19 protein-coding genes are annotated in these 17431 nt (G+C 70.2%); 9 read left to right on the forward strand and 10 right to left on the reverse strand.

The annotated features are described in order from the left end of the window. Positions 1-29: 29 nt before the first annotated feature. The 9 genes from crtI (ASF25_RS13330) to croR form a co-directional block, all read right to left on the reverse strand. Positions 30-1571 carry a phytoene desaturase family protein gene (gene crtI, locus ASF25_RS13330; RefSeq protein ID WP_056175660.1) on the reverse strand — a complete coding sequence of 514 codons (1542 nt, stop codon included), beginning with the start codon at positions 1569-1571 and terminating at the stop codon, positions 30-32. A gap of 147 nt (positions 1572-1718) precedes the next feature. Then, positions 1719-2084 carry a DUF5615 family PIN-like protein gene (locus ASF25_RS13335; protein ID WP_244473011.1) on the reverse strand — a complete coding sequence of 122 codons (366 nt, stop codon included), beginning with the start codon at positions 2082-2084 and terminating at the stop codon, positions 1719-1721. Next, entirely contained in the window at positions 2081-2347 is a 267-nt protein-coding gene (locus tag ASF25_RS13340; RefSeq protein ID WP_056305129.1) for a DUF433 domain-containing protein, read from the reverse strand. Before ASF25_RS13340 ends, ASF25_RS13335 begins: the two co-directional genes overlap by 4 nt. A 65-nt stretch (positions 2348-2412) precedes the next feature. Beyond that, positions 2413-3615 carry an ABC transporter permease gene (locus ASF25_RS13345; RefSeq protein WP_056305131.1) on the reverse strand — a complete coding sequence of 401 codons (1203 nt, stop codon included), beginning with the start codon at positions 3613-3615 and terminating at the stop codon, positions 2413-2415. Continuing rightward, positions 3612-4619 (reverse strand): ABC transporter ATP-binding protein, encoded by a 1008-nt coding sequence (locus ASF25_RS13350; protein WP_056305133.1) that lies wholly within the window; start codon positions 4617-4619, stop codon positions 3612-3614. The genes ASF25_RS13345 and ASF25_RS13350 overlap by 4 nt, the downstream gene beginning before the upstream one ends. An 8-nt stretch (positions 4620-4627) precedes the next feature. Further along, entirely contained in the window at positions 4628-5059 is a 432-nt protein-coding gene (locus tag ASF25_RS13355; RefSeq protein ID WP_056305136.1) for a DUF2141 domain-containing protein, read from the reverse strand. After that, positions 5056-6648, reverse strand: coding sequence for a phytoene desaturase family protein (gene crtI / locus ASF25_RS13360; protein WP_056305138.1), 1593 nt, complete (start codon positions 6646-6648; stop codon positions 5056-5058). The genes ASF25_RS13355 and crtI (ASF25_RS13360) overlap by 4 nt, the downstream gene beginning before the upstream one ends. Before the next feature lie 188 nt (positions 6649-6836). After that, on the reverse strand, positions 6837-7574 hold the full coding sequence (locus tag ASF25_RS13365) for an RNA methyltransferase (protein WP_056305274.1): 738 nt from the start codon (positions 7572-7574) through the stop codon (positions 6837-6839). A gap of 65 nt (positions 7575-7639) precedes the next feature. Then, on the reverse strand, positions 7640-8119 hold the full coding sequence (gene croR, locus ASF25_RS13370) for a 3-hydroxybutyryl-CoA dehydratase (protein ID WP_056175651.1): 480 nt from the start codon (positions 8117-8119) through the stop codon (positions 7640-7642). A gap of 269 nt (positions 8120-8388) precedes the next feature. On the opposite strand from croR, the gene ASF25_RS13375 reads away from it, so the two are divergent. The 5 genes from ASF25_RS13375 (at position 8389) to ASF25_RS13395 (ending at position 11653) form a co-directional block, all read left to right on the forward strand. Continuing rightward, positions 8389-8943 (forward strand): hypothetical protein, encoded by a 555-nt coding sequence (locus ASF25_RS13375; protein ID WP_056261461.1) that lies wholly within the window; start codon positions 8389-8391, stop codon positions 8941-8943. Between the two features lie 167 nt (positions 8944-9110). Continuing rightward, entirely contained in the window at positions 9111-9542 is a 432-nt protein-coding gene (locus ASF25_RS13380) for a hypothetical protein (RefSeq protein WP_056261459.1), read from the forward strand. Between the two features lie 299 nt (positions 9543-9841). Continuing rightward, on the forward strand, positions 9842-10444 hold the full coding sequence (locus ASF25_RS13385) for a cation transporter (protein WP_056175282.1): 603 nt from the start codon (positions 9842-9844) through the stop codon (positions 10442-10444). A gap of 68 nt (positions 10445-10512) precedes the next feature. Beyond that, positions 10513-11358: a metallophosphoesterase gene (locus ASF25_RS13390; RefSeq protein ID WP_056305140.1), complete on the forward strand. Its 846-nt coding sequence runs from the start codon at positions 10513-10515 to the stop codon at positions 11356-11358. 73 nt (positions 11359-11431) lie between these two features. Continuing rightward, entirely contained in the window at positions 11432-11653 is a 222-nt protein-coding gene (locus ASF25_RS13395; RefSeq protein WP_056175276.1) for a hypothetical protein, read from the forward strand. Positions 11654-11663: 10 nt separating this feature from the next. Here the strand turns inward: ASF25_RS13395 and ASF25_RS13400 are convergent, their stop codons facing one another. Continuing rightward, a complete protein-coding gene (locus ASF25_RS13400; RefSeq protein ID WP_056175274.1) occupies positions 11664-12041 on the reverse strand; it encodes a 4a-hydroxytetrahydrobiopterin dehydratase in 378 nt (125 codons plus the stop codon). 233 nt (positions 12042-12274) lie between these two features. Here ASF25_RS13400 and ASF25_RS13405 point away from each other — a divergent pair, with 233 nt between their 5' ends. From ASF25_RS13405 to xoxF1, 4 genes are all read left to right on the forward strand, one after another. Next, complete coding sequence (locus ASF25_RS13405) at positions 12275-13258, forward strand: ABC transporter substrate-binding protein (RefSeq protein WP_056305142.1); 984 nt, start codon at positions 12275-12277, stop codon at positions 13256-13258. 144 nt (positions 13259-13402) lie between these two features. Next, on the forward strand, positions 13403-14140 hold the full coding sequence (locus tag ASF25_RS13410) for an ABC transporter permease subunit (protein WP_056175267.1): 738 nt from the start codon (positions 13403-13405) through the stop codon (positions 14138-14140). Then, a complete protein-coding gene (locus ASF25_RS13415; RefSeq protein WP_056305144.1) occupies positions 14121-14891 on the forward strand; it encodes an ATP-binding cassette domain-containing protein in 771 nt (256 codons plus the stop codon). The genes ASF25_RS13410 and ASF25_RS13415 overlap by 20 nt, the downstream gene beginning before the upstream one ends. A 655-nt stretch (positions 14892-15546) precedes the next feature. Next, positions 15547-17349, forward strand: coding sequence for a lanthanide-dependent methanol dehydrogenase XoxF1 (xoxF1, locus tag ASF25_RS13420; protein WP_056175264.1), 1803 nt, complete (start codon positions 15547-15549; stop codon positions 17347-17349). Positions 17350-17431: the final 82 nt, after the last annotated feature.

The following is a 17431-nucleotide window of genomic DNA, read 5'->3' on the forward strand; positions in this document are numbered from 1 at the left end:
AGCGGGCCGGGGCCGACACCGTCCGGTCCCTAAGCGCTCGCCCGGTTCCCTTCGAGGGACGCGATCGTCTGGGCATCGGTATCGTGGGCGTCGGCCGCGATCCAGCCCGACATCATCACCATGGGCATGCCGGGGCCGGGATGAGCCGCGCCGCCGGCGAGGTAGAGCCCCCGCACCTGCCGCGATCGGTTGCCGGGCTTGAACGCGCCCATGAACTTGCCGTGGGAGGCGAGGCCGTAGATCGCCCCGTTCAAGACCTTGTAGCGCTCGTGGATGTCCTGCGGCGTGAGGTGGCGCTCGACGACGATGCGCTCTTCCAGGTCCGGCATGCCGGCCGTGCGCTTCAGCTTGTCCAAAATCACCTGCCGGTAGGCCGGGAACATCTTCGACCAGTCGTGATGCGGCCGGAGGTAGGGCGTGTGGACGAGGACGTAGAGGGCCTCGCCGCCCTCCGGCGCCACGCTCGGATCGGTGGAGGAGGGGGCGGCGAGGTAGGCCGTCGGATCCGGCGCCGGCTCGCCCTTGCGGTAGATGTAGTCGAACTCCTCCTCCGGGTTGCGGGAGAAGACGAAGTCGTGGTGGCTGAGGTGGTCGTAGCGCTTGTTCAACCCGAGGTAGAGCACCACGCCCGAGCAGGCCGGCTCGAAGGACTTCTTCTCGTAGGCCTTGCCGACGGCGCCGCCGACGAGCTCGCGGTAGGTCCGCACGCTGTCCATATTGGAGATCACGGCGTCGAACGGCGTGGTGCCGGCGGCGGTCCGCACGCCCTTCACGGCGCCGTTCTCGATGGCGATGCCCGTGACCTCGTCGCCCGGCCGCAGGGTGGCGCCGAGCTCGCCGGCGAGCTTCGACAACGCCTCGGCCACCGCGCGGGTGCCGCCCATGGGGTACCACACGCCTTCGGCCGTCTGCATGTGGGCGATGGCGCAGAGCACCGCCGGCGCGCCGTAGGGCGACGAGCCGACATACTGCACGAAGTGGTCGAGCATCTGGGCGAGGCGCGCGTCCTTGACCTTGGACCGGATGGTGCCGGCCACCGAGGAGCCCATGCGCAGGGACAGCACGTCCCGCAGGGTTCCGGGGTTCATGTTGGCCCGGATGTCGATGGTGTCGAACAGGTCCTCCACCGCCTTCCAGAAGAAGAACTTGTTCGAGACGCCGTGCAGGTGCTCGGAGATCTCGATGAACTTCGTGTAGCCCTCCCCGGCGCCCGTGCCCGGGGCGAACCGGTCCATGGAGGCCGCCATGGTGGGCACGTCGGCCATGAGGTCGATCCGGGTGTCGTCGTCGAAGAAGCAGCGCCATTGCGGATCGAGGCGGCGCAGGTCGAGGTAGTCGCGGATGTCGCGCCCGGCCTCCTGGAAGATGCGCTCCAGCACCTTCGGCACCGTGAGGATGGTCGGCCCCATGTCGAACCGGAACCCGCCCTCGTGCAGCACCGCCGCCTTGCCGCCGAGCCAGTCGTTCTTGTCGTAGAGCGTGACTGTGTGGCCGCGCGCCGCACTCACGCAGGCCGCCGCGAGGCCGCCCAACCCCGCGCCGACGACGGCGACCGAAGACCCAGCCCGCATGTTCACGTTACTCCCGGTGCGGACGAAAGCCGCTCTGTACGATTGAAGCTAGGCCGCCGGCGACGGGGGTCAACGCGTTACCCCGTCGCGGCGGCGTGAAGGCGCGACCGACGATCCGACGCTTGGCCCTGTCGTAGATTAGCCCTGTCACGGTAGAGGAGCGTAGGTGATGCGGCCGTCGGCCTCGATCTCCAGAACATGATTGATGAGATCGAGTCCATCGCTCAGGGCATCGAGCACGCGTCCGAAGAGTTCGATCTGTGCCCTGCGGTGGGTGTTCGGCACGATCACGATCAAGCCGTTGTGCAAGGATTGGCGCCCATAGAGACGCAGGAAATCCAAGCGGTTGTTGGTGACGAAGCAATAATCGCCCGCTTCGATCACGGGGATCAGGCTCCGATCCTGATACCCCGCGAGGCCCAGGTAGCTGACATGATCGACGGAGTAACCGCATTCGCGGGCGACTGCCACGAGGGCGGTCGAGAGACATTCGTCGATCAGCAGTCGGATCACGCGCGGGCGGTGACCACCGCGGACTTCCAATCGGACCCGTATTGGACGGCGGCCCAGGCCTCGACAGCCGCGATCCCATCGGCCGGCAGGGCGGGATAATCGGCCCGGATCTCCAGGGGCGTGTGGCCGACGCGAAGATAGGCGGCGATGGTCTCGGCCGGAATACGCGTGCCCGCCAGCACGGGTGTTCCCCCGAGGATACGTTCATCCCTGACGATGTCCGTCAGCGCGGACTCGATCGATCGGAAGCGGGGCTCGGCCATCGAAGGCTCCATCATCGTCGCGCACGATGCCACGTGTGCGCCACAACTTCAACGGGAGCCCCCCCTCACGTCACCCGGCGCGACACCAACCCCACGGCCGCCACCAAACTCACCGCCGCGACCGCGATCATCACGCCCCAGGCGGGCAGGGCGGCGGAGACGCCTTCACCGAGCGCGGTCTGGTAGGCCTCAATGGCCCAGGCGTTGGGGGTGTACCAGCCCACCTGCTGCAGCCAGGGCGGCATGAGGAAGCGCGGGACCATGCTGCCGCCCACGGCCGAGAGCAGGAGGACACCGAAGGTCGAGGCGAGGTGCGCCTGCTGGCGGGTGGCGGCGGCGGCGCAGGCGGACAGCGCCAATCCGGCCGCCATGGCGGCGACGAGGAACGTGGTGACGAGCCACGCCCCCCAGTGGGGCTTCAGGTCGACGCCGTGCAGGAGGCTCGCGGCGGCGAAGATCAGCCCGGCCTGGAGCATGCCCTGGACGACCAGGAAGGCGAACTTGCCGAGCACGATGACGGCGAGGCCGCCGGGGGCCGCGGTGAGGCGGTCGGCGAGGCCGCCCTGGCGCTCCTCCACCAGGGACATCGCCCCCTGCATGGCGGCGAACAGCAGGAACACCGCCGCGATGGCGCCCGCATAGTAGCTCACCCGGTCGTTGCCGCCGCCCGTGGCCGTGGTGCGCAACTCCACCAGGGAGGCGAACGAGAACGGCTCCTTGCGGGCGCGCTGCTCGGCGAAGGCCTGGGTCAGGAAGGCGCGCTCGTCCGCGCCGATCTTGCCCGTCCGCTCCACGTCGGCGACGATCCGGGCCAGCACCACGTCCGGCAGGGCCGCGTTCAGCACCCGCTGGAACTGGCCGAGCGCGATGGGGGTGGCCAGCGCCCGTGCCGGGTTCTCGACGAGCACCACGGGCTGGTCGGCCGAAGCGGCGCCGGCCGGGGCGGCATCGAGGTCGCCGCGCAGGACCAGGGCGACGTCGACCTCGCCCCGGCGCACGGCGGCGGTGACCCCCGCGACGTCGCTGACGGACAGGCGGGCGATCCGAAGCGTCGGGTCAGCCTCCAGGGCGGTGACGAGGCGCTCCGTCGTCGCCGTCCGGGCGAGGTCGACGAGACCGAGATGGATGCGGATGCGCTCGCCGATGGCGCCGGAGAAGATCGCGGCGAAGATCACGAAGATCACGGTCGGCAGCACGAAGGCCATGACCAGGGCGGCGCGGTCGCGCACGAGGCCGAGGAGCATCACCCGGAAGGCGGCGGCGATCATGACGCGACGCTCTCCTGGCGGCGAAGGCGGACGGGGTCGGCCGGGTCCCACAGGCCGAGGGCGTCGCGGTAGACCGCCTCGAGTCCGGGCGCGCGGATGCGGATCTCGGCGACGGGGACGCCCTCGGCACGCAGGGCGGCGAGCAGGGCGGCCGCGTCGAAGCGCGGGCCGGCGGCTTCGAGGCGCGAGTCGGCGCCCGGATGCGCCCGCCAGGTCAGGCCGGTGTCCACGGGGCCGAACCCGGCGCGCCGCAGGGCCGCTTCGGCGGGGCCCAGGGCGGGGCTGGACAACGCGATCTCGTGCTCGGGGGCGCCGTCGCGGAGGCGGCCCAGGAGGTCGGGCAGGGCGCCCTCGCGTACGATGCGGCCTTGCGCGAGGAAGGCCGCCCGGTCGGCGAGGCGCTCGGCCTCGGCGAAGTCGTGGGTGGCGACGAGGAGGGCGGCGCCCTCGCGGCGCAGGCGCTCCAGCACGGCGTGGATCGCCGCGCGGGCGTGGAGATCGACCCCCTGCGTCGGCTCGTCGAGGAGAACGAGGCGGGGCCGGGCCATGAGGCTCGCGGCGATGTTGACCCGGCGCTGGTAGCCCCCCGACAGCAGGCCGACGGGGCGCCCGGCGACGTCGGCGATGTCCGTGAGGTCGAGGGCTTCCGCCACGGCGGCGCGGCGCGCGTGCCGCGAGAGGCCGGCGAGGCGGGCGAACACGTCGAGGTTCTCCGCCACCGTGAGGCGGGGATAGAGGGCGATGTCCTGGGGCACCCAGCCGATGGCCCGGCGGGCGGCGTGGGTCGCGAACGGATCGTACCCGGCGATGCGCACGCTGCCGGCCTGCGGGGCGAGGCGCCCGGCGACGAGGCGCATGAGGGAGGTCTTGCCGGCCCCGTTGGGGCCGAGCAGCGCCACGGTGCGGCCGGCGCACAGGTCGAGGTCGACGCCGTCGAGGACGCGCCGGTCGCGGTAGTTCAGGGTGGCCCCCCGGACCACGACCAGGGGTGCGTGGGACGGCACGGGGGCGGTCAGCGGCGGGGCAGGGCGCGGACCAGGCGCACGCGCAGGGCCAGCCCGGGCTCGCGCACGGCGATCTGGGCACGGGCGAAATCCGGCCGGGCCGTGCGCTCGGGCGCCCCGGAGAAGCCGTAGGGCTCGGTGGGCAGGCCGAGGCCGGTGCGGTCGAGGCGGCGGTCGCCGTTCAGGTCCTGGAACGCCGCCACCGCGTAGGCGCCGGGCGCCACACCCTCGAACACTACGCGCTGGCTCGCGGCCCGCACGGGCGCGTCCTGGCCGGTCCGGCACTCGGCCTCCGACAGGCCGCCCTGGCACAGGGCGACGTAGAGTGTGGAGGGCACGGGCTCGATCCCGTCCACGGTCACCTCGACGGTGGCCGCCCGGGCGGACCCGGCGATGAGGCAGAGGGCGAGGCAGGCGGCGCCCGCTATGCGATGCGTCACGCGGCGTCGCCGGAGGTGGCGAGCGGCGCCGTAGTCGGCACGCCGGCCGCTTCTGCGCCGACGCGGCCGGCCGACAACTCCTCGATGAGCAGGCGGGCGGTGATGCGCGCGCCCTCGTAGATCACCGGCAGGCCCGAGCCCGGATGGGTGCCGCCGCCGACGAGGTAGAGGCCGGGCCCGAAGCGGTTGTGCGGGCGGAAGTAGAGCATCTGCATCAGGTCGTGGGCCAGGTTGAAGGTGGCGCCTTCGTGGACGAAGAAGTCGTCGCGCCACTCCGTCGGGTCGACGATGCGCTCGTAGCGGATGCGCTCCTCGATGTCGCCGAGGCCGAGGATCTTCAAGCGGTCGAGGACGAGGCGGCGATAGGTCTGCCGCGTGGTCGCCCAGTCGATGTCGGCCTTGAGGTTCGGCACCGGCACGAGGACGTAGAGACTGGTGTGGCCGGGGGGCGCCATGCCGCCGTCGGTGAAGCCCGCATGCTGCACGTAGAGCGAGGGCTGCATCGGCAGGATGCCACCGGTGATCTCGCGGATGTTGCGGGCGTAATCCTCCGACAGCAGAATCGTGTGATGGCCGAGCGCCTCCGGCGCCGGGCCCTCGATCCCGAGATAGAGCATGAAGGTCGAGCACGAGAGGCGCGCCTTTTCGATCTTGGCGTCGCGCCAGCGCGGGCGGTGCGACTGGGGGACCAGATCTTGGATCACCTTGGCGAAATCGCCGTTGATCACCACCGCGTCGGCGTGGATCGTCTCCCCGCCGCAGACGACGCCGCAGGCCTTCTTGCCCTCGAACAGCACCCGGTCGACGCTGGCGCCGAGGCGGATGTCGACGCCCATGCGGCGCGCCAGCCCCGCCATGGCCTCCGAGACGGCGCCGCAGCCGCCGACGGGGTGATAGACGCCGTGCTCGTATTCGAGGAACGACAGGATGGTGAACAGGCTCGGGCACCGGAACGGCGACATGCCGAGGTATTTGGTCTGGAACGCGAAGGCGAGGCGCACGCGCGGATCGGCGAAGTAGCGCTGCAGGTCCTTGTCGACGCTGCGCCCCGGATGGAGGTGGGGCAGGGCGGCGATCATCGCCGGGGAGGCCATGCTGCGCAGGGTGTGGAACGCCTGCTCAAGCACCGGCTTGAAGAACTTCAGCTTGACCCGGTTGTCGGAGAAGAACTTTCGGACGTTCTTGGCGTCGTCCGGCGCGATGCGAGCGACCTCGGCCTCCAGGCGCGCCATGTCGTTGGTGGCCTGGATCGTGCCCGAGATCCCGCCATTCTCCTCGAAGACGAGGTGGTATTGCGGATCGAGACGTTCGAGCTTGACGTGGTCCTCCAGCCGCTCACCGCAGGACTCGAAGATGTCGGCGAGAATCTGTGGATAGAGGAAGAAGGTCGGTCCGATGTCGAAGCGGTACCCGCCCGGTGCCTCGACGGTCTTGGTCCGGCCGCCTACCGCCGGGTCCTTTTCGAGGAGCGTGACGTGGACGCCCGCCCGCGCCAGCAGCAGGGCCGTGGCGAGGCCGCCGGGACCGGCGCCGACGATGATGACCCGGCGTCCGGACAAAGTCCGCAAGCCATCCCGTGACTGCAGCAACGCTCACAACTCCCCATCGATCGCCTGGATCACGCCCCCTGGCCCGATCCGGCTTTACCACGCACACCGACCGGCACACGGATGCAATCTTGAGCGTAGCGACCGGCAGGGCAAGAGCCACGGATTGTCGCGTGCCGGTGCGGGGGGTGATTCGGGGCCGCGCCCGTGGAAAATCGAGCGGAATGCCATCATCCCAACCGGTGCGCGGCGAGGTGGTGCAGGGCGAGCGCCCCGGCGGTGGCGACGTTGAGGGAATCGAAGCCGGGCGCCATGGCGATGCGGATGGTCCGGGCGCGGGCCATGAGCGCCTCGGGCAGGCCGGGGCCTTCCGTGCCGAGGAGCAGGAGGGCGCGGGGCGGCGGCGTCAGGTCGGACAGGGTCTCGCCCCCGGCGGGGCTGAGCGCCAGGGGCACGAGGCCGTGATGGTGCGCGAATGCCAGACAGGCGGCACCGTCGGGCAGGCGCCCGAACGGCACCGTGAGCGCCGCGCCGGCCGAGACCCGGATCGCCTTGCGGTAGAGGGGATCGCAGGTGTCGGCGTCGAGGAGCACCGCGTCGGCCCCGAAGGCGGCGGCGTTGCGGAACAGGCCGCCGACATTGTCGTGGTTGGTCAGGCCGACGAGGCCGACGACGAGGGCCGGCGCCGGGGCGGGCGGCACCGCGAGGGCGGCCTCGCCCCCGCGCAGGCCGACGGCCAGCACGCCGCGATGGATCGGAAACCCCGTGATGGCGCTCATCACGGCCTTGGCGGCGACGTAGACCGGGACGGCGTCGGGCAGGATGTCGGCGAGGCCGTCCACGCGCTCCGGCGACAGCAGGATCGATTCCAGCGAGAACCGCGCCTTCCGCGAAACCATCACCCGCAGGGTGACGTCGCCCTCGACGATGAAGCGGCCCGCGCGCCCGACCACGTCGCGCTCGCGCATGGCCGTGTAGGGGGCGAGGCGCGGGTCGGCCGGGTCGTCGATGGGGATCGGGATCAAGTGCCGGGTCAGGCGCTCGGCGGGCGGCCGCCCATGCGGATCGCCAGGGGATCGGCTTCGGCCTTGGTCGGCACCTTCACCAGGGCCTCGCCGTCCAGCACGATCTCGCCGGCGACGGAGCAGGTGCATTTCAGGCGGGCGCGGCGGCGCTCGGGCACGAGTTCGGCCACCTCGACGGTGACCTGAACCGTGTCGCCGATCCGCACGGGCGCGCGAAAGTTCAGGGTCTGGCTGATGTAGATGGCGCCGGGGCCGGGCAGGCGGGTGCCGAGCACCGCCGAGATCAGGCCGGCGGTATAGAGGCCGTGGGCGATGCGGGTGCCGAACGGCGTACGGGCGGCGAAGTGCTCGGACAGGTGGATCGGGTTGCGGTCGCCGGTGATCTCGGCGAAGCCCACCACGTCGGAGGACGAGATCTCCTTGTTGAGGGTCTCGGACAGGCCGACTTCGAGGTCCTCGAAGTACAGGACGCGCAGTTCTGGCATCATGGGCAGTTCCCCCGTCTCGTTCCGTTTGTGGCACGCATGCGTCGGCGGCACGTCCGGGGACGCGCGGCAGGTCACGCTCGCCTCGCACAGGCGCGCGGCCAAATCCAGTCTCGGACCGCCGCGCGGCCCGTATTCACCCGAACCGGTCGAGCCTTCACGGACACCGCGGCACGTGACGGAGACGACCCTGGGTCTGCCACGATGGCGCCGCACGGGTGGCTCTTCGTGCGCAAACTCTGCCGGACAGCGAACCGATCGACGAGGCCAGCATGGCGAAGCAGTTCCCCGCGATGGAGGACACGCATCAGCACTTCATCGCATCGCAGAAGATCTTCTTCACCGGCTCCGGGGCATTGGGCGCGCGCACCAACATCTCGCCCCGGCCGACCGAACACCTTCATGTGCTCGACCCGAACCATGTCGCCTATCTGGACCTGACCGGCAGCGGCAGCGAAACGGCCGCCCATGTGAGGGCCGACGGCCCGGTGACCCTCATGTTCTGCGCGTTCGACGGCCCGCCGTCGATTCTTCGGCTCTATGGAAAAGGCCGCGTCGCGTTCCGGGGGTCATCGGATTACGCGGAGTTTCTCGACCGCTTCTACGGAGGCGTGGAACCGCTCGGGGCCCGTCAGGTCGTGTCCCTCGCGATCGACCTCGTGCAGACGAGCTGCGGCTACGGCGTCCCGCTCTTCGCGTACGCGGGCGAACGCCCGGTTCTCGCGCGTTGGGCCGAGGCCAAGGGAGAAGCCGGGCTTCGTGCCTATCGCGCCGAGAAGAATGCAGTGAGCCTCGACGGCTTGCCGACGGGGTTTCGCGAACCCTGAGGCCTCTTCTCCGGAGGAGGAGGACGCCTGCGGCCCACGGGACCAGACCGACGTGTGCGCAGGCGGGATGGATGGACGCAGTGCGCCAGGGTACCGGGGAAAGAGCCGGGACAATTCGAAGGATTGACTTCACGCTTTCGTGATCCCCAGGGCCGAGGGTGTCGGGCATGACCGATTTCGACCCCTTCGCACCCCGGCATATCGGGTCGGCGCTCTCGGTGACGGGGCTCGTCGGCCTGATGGTGAGCGAAACGCCGAGGCCGGACATCCTCGTCATCGCCTGCGCCTGCCTCGCCGGCTCCCTCGTCGCCTTCACGGTCGCGGCGTGCCGTTCGCCGCAGCCGCGGCGCACCGGTCGAACGCGCAGGCCCGCTGCGCCGAGGCCCATCACGGTCGATTGGGAAGCCGCCCCGATGGGCTGGCCGGCGCCCGGGCGGCCGCAGGGCGCACCGGTCCATCCGGCCCTGTCGTCTCGCGTGCGGACCCTGACCCCCGTCCTGCCGAAGCCGGCCCCGCCGCCGACGCCGCCGGGGATCTCTCCCACCCATCGGCGCGCGCTGAAGGACGTGCGCAACCGGCGCATCGCGCGCGGCCCCTGATCGGTCGCGCCGATCTCCGGCCCGCCCCGGTCCCTTCCATGATGCGAGATCTCCCACGATTCGAGATCTCCCATGGTTGGAGGTCTCCCGTAGTTAGAAGTCTCCCGTAGTTAGAAGTCTCCGGGGAAGGGCGGCCGCCCCCTCGACAGGGCGCGGCGCATCGGCGAAGAGGCGCAGGATGAGATGAGGCGCGCGGAGGCTCGGCCTCGTCCTGTCCCGAACGCCGACCGACGCCTTCGGGGACGATGCTTCAGGGATGGCCCCGTGACCGAATCTCCCGTCCCGATCGATCCGGCCGCGTGATGAAGCCCGCGCCCACCCCCGCGCTCCGTCCCGTCGTCGCCCGGGTGGCGGCCCTGAATCTCGGGTTCTTCGGCATCGAGATCGCCGTGGCGCTCGCCATCGGCTCCATCGCCCTCATCGCCGACAGCCTCGATTTTCTCGAGGACGCGGCCATCAACCTGCTGATCTTCGCCGGAATCGGCTGGAGCGTCCGCAACCGGGCCCGCCTCGGCATGGTGCTGGCCGGCATCCTGGTGATTCCGGGCCTCGCCACGGCCTACGCGGCCTACGAGAAGTTTTCAGACCTGACCCCGCCGGCGCCCCTGGCGCTGACCCTGACGGGGCTCGCGGCTCTGGGCGTCAACCTCGTCTGCGCGGCGATGCTGGCGCGCCACCGCGACGGCGGCGGCAGCCTGACCCGGGCGGCCTACCTTTCGGCCCGCAACGACGCCTACGCCAACCTCGCCATCATCGCCGCCGGCCTCGTCACCGCCTTGACCCTGTCCCCCTGGCCCGACCTCGTCGCCGCCGCCGGCATCGCCGTCCTCAACGCGGATTCGGCCGGGGACATCCTCCGGGCGGCCCGCGCGGAATGGCGCGCGGCCAAAACGGTGGCTTGAGGCAGAACGGTCGCTCACGGGCGGTCGCGTGAAGACGGCTTCCTGAAAGTCCGAGGCTCCAGAACTCCATGCGCGTCTTTCCGATCTCGGATCTCCACCTCGAGCGCCGCCGCCTCGACGTGATCCCCCTGCCGCGCCCCGCCTTCGATGTCCTCGCCTGCGCCGGCGACCTGTGGGAGGGCCATCCCGAGCGGGGGCTGGCGGCCGTGGTGGCCCTGGCGCAGGGCCGGCCCATCGTGCTGGTGCCCGGCAACCACGAGCGCTACGCCCCCACGGGCGACGGTCGCACGGCGCCCCAGCTCCTCGCCGCCCTGGAGGCCGAGGTCGCGCGCCTGAACGAGGCGGGGCACACGATCCACCTGCTCCAGGGGGGCGCGTCCGTGATCCTCGACGGGGTGCGCTTCACCGGCACCACCCTGTGGACCGACTGGCGCCTCGCCGGGCGCTGGTGCGACGCCGGGACGCCGGACCGGCCAGCCGACCCCGTCGCCTACGCCGCCGCGCGCATGACCGACCCCGTCACCGGGTCCCGCGAGTTCCGCGGCGCCATCCGCAACGGCGACGGCTCGGTTTGGTCGCCGCGGGACGCCATGGCGGCGCATGAGCGCGAGCGGGCGGGGCTCGTCGCGGCCCTATCGGTGCCGCATGACGGGCCGAGCGTGTGCGTGACCCACCACCCGGCCGGTACGGCGGCGGTGGATGCGTTTCGCGGGGCGCCCGGCGTGCCGTGGTGGCTGCCGGCCTTCTACGCCACCACGGTGCTGGACGACCTGCCCGACGCCGCACGCCCGGATGTGTGGATCTCGGGTCATTTCCACGCAGGCCACGATCTCAGGGTCGGGCGCACCCGTTGGGTCGCCAACCCGGTCGAGGGCGCCACGTTCTCGCCCGACACGATCCTGGAAATCGGCTGACCCGGAGATCGGCTGAAACCGGGGCGCGGCGCCGCGCGTACCCGATGATGCGTCTGTCAGCCGGAGCCCGCCCGTGAACGCCTTCATCGCCGTCGTCCTCGTCTGCGCCAACGGCATCCCCATCGAGGGCTGCACCGACGACAGGGCGAGCGAGGTCCGCAAGGTCCGCGTTGCCAACGAGCTCGGCTGCACCAACGGCTGGCAGGAGATCATCGCCCGCACGGATCTTCGCGATGAGGTCGGGAAGACCGCCTACCTCAAGACCGAGTGCCGCCGGGTGAAGGCGGAGCGGTGAGACGCGCGCCCTACTTGTCGTGCTTGATGTAGGCGAAGCGCGGGTCCGTCGGGGTGCCCTCGAGGGCGCCGCCCTCCGTGCCGGGCTGCCAGCCGACCACCTCCTCGATCTTGCGCGCCAGGGCGAAGTCCTTCTCGGTCACGCCCTTGGCGGCGTGGTTGGTCAGGCGCACCTCGACCCAGGCGTAGGAGGCCGTGAGGTCGGGATGGTGCCAGGCGGCCTCGGCGAGGTGCCCCACGGTGTTGATGACCATGAGCGTGCTCTTCCAGCTCGCGGTCTTGTAGGTGCGCTTGATCCAGCCGTCCTCGAGGCGCCAGGCCGGCAGCTCGCCGGCGAGGCGGGCCTCGATGGTGGCGTCGTCGAGGACGGGTTCGCGCGGTTCGGCCATGGTGGATCCTCCCGTGGCCCGGCGTCGGCCGGGCGCCTGGCGGCGACCCTGCGACGGGCGGGGCGCAGGTGCAAGGACGTCCGCGCGAGGACACCTGCACAAGGACGCCCGTGCAAGGACGCCCGCGCAAACGCGCGGGCCGTTTCGCCTCAGCGCCGGCGCGGGCGCGCCGGTGGACGGCCGAACCGGGACATCCTATTGAGACTCTCAACAGAATAAGGGAGGGACCGCCGATGCTGTCACGGCGCGGATTGCTCGCGACGGCGGCATTGCTGCCCCTGGCCGCTCGCCCGGCCCGGGCCGCGCCCCCCAGGGTTTCCGTGGGCAGCCTGCCCTTCGGCACGGTGTCGTGGGAGGCCGCCGTGATCAAGGCCCGCGGCCTGGACACGGCCAACGGCTTCACCCTCGACGTGGTCAAGCTCGCCGGCAACGATGCCGCCCGCATCGCCTTCCAGGGCGGTCAGGTCGACACCATCGTGGGCGATCTGCTGTGGGCGGCCCGCCTCGGCAACGAGGGCCGCGCCATGCGGTTCTTTCCCTATTCCACCACCGAGGGGTCCCTGATGGTGCCGGGCAAGAGCCCCATCGCCACCCTCAAGGACCTCAAGGGCAAGCGCATCGGCGTCGCCGGCGGCCCGCTCGACAAGAACTGGCTCCTCCTCAAGGCCCAGGCCCGCGACACCGCCGGCCTCGACCTCGAGACCGAGGCCACCATCGCGTTCGGCGCGCCGCCCCTCCTGGCGCTCAAGCTCGAGCAGGGCGAACTCGACGCCGGCCTGCTGTACTGGACCTATTGCGCGCGCCTGGAGCCGAAGGGCTTCCGGCGCATCATCGGCTCCGACGACATCATGCGGGCCTTCGGCGCTACGGGCTCCATGGCGCTGATCGGCTACCTCCTGGCGGGCGAGACCGTCTCGGCCAAGCCCGAGGCGGTGGCGGGCTTCACCCGCGCCTCGAAGGCGGCCAAGGACATGCTCGCCCAGGACGCCTCGGCGTGGGACGTGGTCCGCCCCCTCATGGCGGCCGAGGACGAGGCGACCTTCGAGGCCCTGAAGCGCGACTTCCTCGCCGGCATCCCGCGCCGGGCGCTCACCGCCGAACGCGCCGACGGCGAACGTCTCTACGGCGTCCTGGCCCGGCTCGGGGGCGAGCGCCTCGTCGGCGCCGGCATCACCCTGCCGCCGGACCTGTACTACGACGGCACGGCGAATGGCTGACGCACGCGACCGCGGGCCGGAGCCGCTCTGCGCCTCTCTGAGCCGGTTCGCTTCGGCGCCCCGACGCGAACCGACTCGGGTTCTCGACGCAGAACCGGTGCCCACTCCCGCGAAGCCTGCCTAGCACGATGAGATTCTAGCGACATGGGGACCGCCACCCGCCTCGTCTCGGTCCTCGTCCTGCTGGCCGGGTGGCAGGCGGCCGCCGTCGCGGCCGGCTCGCGGCTGCTGCCGGCGCCCCTCGCGATCCTGAGCTTCATCCAGAGCGAATCCGCCTCGGGCGACCTGTGGTCCAACGTCGGCATCACCCTCGCGCGGGTCGGGATCTCCTTCGTGCTCGCCATGGTGCTGGGCGTGCTGCTCGGCATCGCGCTGGGGCGGTCGCGGCGCCTCAACCTCGTCCTCGACACGCCGCTCCTCATCCTCCTCAACACCCCGGCGCTCGTCATCACCGTGCTGGCCTACATCTGGGTCGGCCTCAACGAGGGCGCGGCGGTGCTGGCAGTGGTGCTCAACAAGCTGCCGAACGTCGCCGTGATCCTGCGCGAGGGCGCGCGCGGCCTCGATCCGCAACTGGAGGAGATGGCCCGGACCTACCGGTTCGACCGGCGCACCTGGATCGCCCACGTGCTGGTACCCCAACTCCAGCCCTTCGTGGTGGCGGCCGCCCGCTCCGGTCTGTCGCTGGCCTGGAAGATCGTCCTGGTGATCGAGCTGCTGGGACGGCCCAACGGGGTCGGCTTCGCCATCAACTACTACTTCGTCCAGAGCCTGAACGTGGCCGCCATCGTCGGCTACAGCATCGTGTTCATGAGCGTGATGATCGCCATCGACATTCTCGTCCTCCAGCGCCTCGAAGCCCATGTCCGACGCTGGCGCTGAGCCCATGTCCGCCGGCGGCGCCGGGCCCGCGGCCCTCACCGTCGACATCCGCTCCAAGATCTACGGCGCCGGCGGCCCCGAGCCCGTCGAGGCGGTGCGGGACTTGGGCTTCTCCCTTCACGCGCGCGAGATCACCTGCCTCATCGGCCCCTCGGGGGCGGGCAAGACCACGACCCTGCGCATCCTGCTCGGCCTCGACACCGCCTACGACGGCAGCGTGACGCCCGACCCGGAGACCGCCGGCATCGCCATGGTGTTCCAGGAGCCGCGCCTGCTGCCCTGGCGCACCGTCGAGCAGAACGTGCGCCTCGCCCTGCCGCGCACCGCGCGCGGCCGCGATCTCGATGCCCTGTTCGAGTCCCTCGGCCTGACCCCGTGGCGGCGTCGCTATCCCGGCGCCCTGTCCCTCGGCATGGCCCGGCGCGTCGCCCTGGCGCGGGCCTTGGCCCAGAGCCCGCGCATCCTCATCCTCGACGAACCGTTCGTGTCCCTCGACGACGCCTCGGCGGCGGCCCTGCGCGGCCTGGTCGTCGACAGCGTCACCGGAACCGGCATGGGAGTCCTAATGGTGACCCACAACGTCGCCGAGGCCATCGCCATCGCAGACCGGCTCGTTCTGGTGTCGGCCCGACCGGCGCGCCGCGTCGCCACCGTGGCCCTGGACCGCCCGCGCGAAGCCCGCGACCGGCCCTGGGCGGACGCGACCCGGGCCGATCTCGCCGGCCGCTACCCCGGCATCATCGCCGTCTGAGCCGACAAGGGGCCCGCGGAGGCGTCGGCGTCCCCGGAAAAGCCGCCGCGCCTCCGATGCGGCGAGACAACGCATCGCCCCTGGACGTGACGGGCCGCGCGGGTTCCGCGGCTTTCCACCGATACGGCGGCCGGAATACCCGCCTGCACTATACTGCATGGCCCCAGGGCTGACGGCGGCGCCCGACCGAAGCCGAGGGCGCGTTCGGTCCGGATCCCGCCGGAATCGAGGACCACGCATGCATTCCGCATGTCCGCATGCGTTTCGCGCATAAGATCCCGTCCGCCCTATAAAAAGCTTTGGTAACAAGATCGCTGTTTTTGCACCGCAACATCGGTTGCGCCGCAGCATTAGGGGTCGATTCACCAAGGTCGTAGCGTTACGACCTTTGGCCTAGCCTCAGGAAACCCTCACAAAGCGAGTTGACGGCCCCGGAATTTTTCTTAGAGTTCATTCAAGCTTCGGTTTCGAGGGGCGCCGCAAAGGGATAGCGGCCCTCGGCCAGGAGGATCGACCCGGGACCTCATGGTTCGGTTCGGCCCTCCGCCCGCTACGGAAGCGTTATCTGTCCCTGTCGCAAACAGCAGGTCGCATCGAAAACTCGCGCATCTCCGGATCTGCGAACGCTCGGTGACAAGACTTGTCGGAGGAATGCATGAGAGCGGTTCACCTTCTCGCCCTGGGCGCCGGCCTGGTGGCCTCTAGCCCGGTCCTCGCCAACGAAGACGTCCTGAAGCGCACGGCCAACCCGGCCGAGCAGGTCCTTCAGACCGTCGATTACGGCAACACCCGCTATTCCAAGCTCGACCAGATCAACGCCAGCAACGTCAAGCAACTCCAGGTCGCCTGGACGTTCTCGACCGGCGTGCTGCGCGGCCACGAGGGCTCCCCGCTCGTCGTCGGCAACATGATGTACGTCCACACCCCCTTCCCGAACATCGTCTACGCCCTCGACCTCGACAAGGAAGGCGTGATCGTCTGGAAGTACGAGCCGAAGCAGGACCCGTCGGTCATCCCGGTCATGTGCTGTGACACGGTCAACCGTGGTCTCGCCTACGCCGATGGCAACATCATCCTGCACCAGGCCGACACCACCGTCGTCTCGCTCGACGCCAAGTCCGGCAAGGTGAACTGGTCCGTCGTCAACGGCGACCCCAAGAAGGGTGAGACCAACACCGCCACCGTTCTGCCCGTGAAGGACAAGATCATCGTCGGCATCTCCGGCGGCGAGTTCGGCGTGCAGTGCCACGTCACGGCCTACGATGCCAAGACCGGCAAGAAGGCCTGGCGCGGTTACTCCGTCGGTCCCGACGACCAGCTGATCGTCGATCCCGAGAAGACCACCTCGCTCGGCAAGCCGGTCGGCAAGGATTCCTCGCTGAAGAGCTGGGAAGGCGACCAGTGGAAGACCGGCGGCGGCTGCACCTGGGGCTGGTTCTCCTACGATCCGAAGCTGGACCTCGTTTACTACGGCTCGGGCAACCCCTCGACCTGGAACCCCAAGCAGCGTCCGGGCGACAACAAGTGGTCCATGACCATCTGGGCACGTAACCCGGATACCGGCATGACCAAGTGGGTCTACCAGATGACCCCGCACGACGAGTGGGACTACGACGGCATCAACGAGATGATCCTCACGGATCAGAAGGTCGACGGCAAGGATCGTCCGCTCCTCACCCACTTCGACCGTAACGGCTTCGGCTACACCCTCGATCGCGCCACCGGCGAGCTCCTGGTCGCCGAGAAGTTCGATCCGGTGGTGAACTGGGCCTCCAAGGTCGACATGGACAAGGGCTCGAAGACCTACGGTCGTCCGCTCGTCCAGGCCAAGTACTCCACCGAGCAGAACGGTGAGGATACCAACTCCAAGGGTATCTGCCCCGCCGCTCTCGGCACCAAGGACCAGCAGCCTGCGGCGTTCTCGCCGAAGACCCAGCTGTTCTACGTGCCCACCAACCACGTCTGCATGGACTACGAGCCGTTCCGGGTGTCCTACACCCCCGGTCAGCCCTACGTCGGCGCGACGCTGGCCATGTACCCGGCCCCCAACAGCCACGGCGGCATGGGCAACTTCATCGCCTGGGACAACATCGCGGGTAAGATCAAGTGGTCGAACTCCGAGCAGTTCTCGGTCTGGTCTGGCGCTCTTGCCACCGCCGGTGACGTGGTGTTCTACGGCACCCTCGAGGGCTACCTGAAGGCCGTCGACGCCAAGACCGGCAAGGAGCTCTACAAGTTCAAGACCCCGTCGGGCATCATCGGCAACGTGATGACCTACCAGCACAAGGGCAAGCAGTTCGTCGGCATCCTGTCGGGTGTCGGTGGCTGGGCTGGCATCGGCCTCGCGGCCGGCCTGACCGACCCGAACGCCGGTCTCGGCGCGGTGGGTGGCTACGCCGCCCTCTCGAACTACACCAACCTCGGCGGTCAGCTGACCGTGTTCGCGCTCCCGAACTAATCGGTCGCACGAAGCTTTGAAGGTTAGGGTGCCGGCGCGGGTTTCCGCGCCGGCACCTTTATGATTAGGTCATTATCAAGAA

This window comes from Methylobacterium sp. Leaf100, assembly GCF_001422845.1.
GTDB lineage: Bacteria > Pseudomonadota > Alphaproteobacteria > Rhizobiales > Beijerinckiaceae > Methylobacterium.

Coding starts and splice junctions, on each gene's coding strand:
- ASF25_RS13415 (WP_056305144.1), top strand. CDS start 14,121: ATGTCCGACGCTGGCGCTGAGCCCATGTCCGCCGGCGGCGCCGGGCCC.
- ASF25_RS13345 (WP_056305131.1), bottom strand. CDS start 3,615: ATGATCGCCGCCGCCTTCCGGGTGATGCTCCTCGGCCTCGTGCGCGAC.
- croR (WP_056175651.1), bottom strand. CDS start 8,119: ATGATGCCAGAACTGCGCGTCCTGTACTTCGAGGACCTCGAAGTCGGC.
- ASF25_RS13340 (WP_056305129.1), bottom strand. CDS start 2,347: ATGGCCGAGCCCCGCTTCCGATCGATCGAGTCCGCGCTGACGGACATC.
- xoxF1 (WP_056175264.1), top strand. CDS start 15,547: ATGAGAGCGGTTCACCTTCTCGCCCTGGGCGCCGGCCTGGTGGCCTCT.
- ASF25_RS13390 (WP_056305140.1), top strand. CDS start 10,513: ATGCGCGTCTTTCCGATCTCGGATCTCCACCTCGAGCGCCGCCGCCTC.
- ASF25_RS13375 (WP_056261461.1), top strand. CDS start 8,389: ATGGCGAAGCAGTTCCCCGCGATGGAGGACACGCATCAGCACTTCATC.
- ASF25_RS13410 (WP_056175267.1), top strand. CDS start 13,403: ATGGGGACCGCCACCCGCCTCGTCTCGGTCCTCGTCCTGCTGGCCGGG.
- ASF25_RS13380 (WP_056261459.1), top strand. CDS start 9,111: ATGACCGATTTCGACCCCTTCGCACCCCGGCATATCGGGTCGGCGCTC.
- ASF25_RS13400 (WP_056175274.1), bottom strand. CDS start 12,041: ATGGCCGAACCGCGCGAACCCGTCCTCGACGACGCCACCATCGAGGCC.
- crtI (WP_056175660.1), bottom strand. CDS start 1,571: ATGCGGGCTGGGTCTTCGGTCGCCGTCGTCGGCGCGGGGTTGGGCGGC.
- ASF25_RS13365 (WP_056305274.1), bottom strand. CDS start 7,574: ATGCGCGAGCGCGACGTGGTCGGGCGCGCGGGCCGCTTCATCGTCGAG.
- ASF25_RS13405 (WP_056305142.1), top strand. CDS start 12,275: ATGCTGTCACGGCGCGGATTGCTCGCGACGGCGGCATTGCTGCCCCTG.